Here is a 412-nt window from a genome sequence, read left to right as displayed (position 1 = left end):
GTTGATTCCATTCCATTCCATTCCATTCCTTTCCATTCCATTCCATTCCATTCCATTGTACTCGGGTTGATTCCATTCCATTGCATTCCATTCCATTCCATTCCATTCCATTCCATTCCATTCCGTTCCATTCCATTCCATTCGGATTGTTCCATTCCATTCCATTCCATTCCATTCCATTGCACTCGGGTTGATTCCATTCCATTCCATTCCATTCCATTCCATTCCATTCCATTCCATTCCGGATGATTCCATTCCATTGCATTCCGTTCCATTACATTCCCCTGCACTCGGGTTGATTCCATTCCATTCCATTCCATTCCATTCGATTCCATTCCATTCCAATTCTTTCCATTCCATTCTATTCCGTACCATTCCATTCCATTCCATACCATTCCATTCCATTCCATTC

At 42.0% G+C, this 412-nt stretch carries 1 protein-coding gene; it reads right to left on the bottom strand.

What is annotated here, in order from left to right; translation table 11 throughout:
- Positions 1-390: hypothetical protein (locus ACQRUO_RS39780; protein ID WP_428321041.1), on the bottom strand; the 390-nt coding region annotated here is incomplete at its 3' end.
- Positions 391-412 lie beyond the last annotated feature (22 nt).

The organism is Kitasatospora sp. LaBMicrA B282 (assembly GCF_050325825.1).
Taxonomy (GTDB): Bacteria; Actinomycetota; Actinomycetes; order Streptomycetales; family Streptomycetaceae; genus Kitasatospora.
The sequence above is the reverse complement of the archived record's forward strand: the minus strand, read 5'-3'. Positions and strand labels throughout refer to the sequence as shown.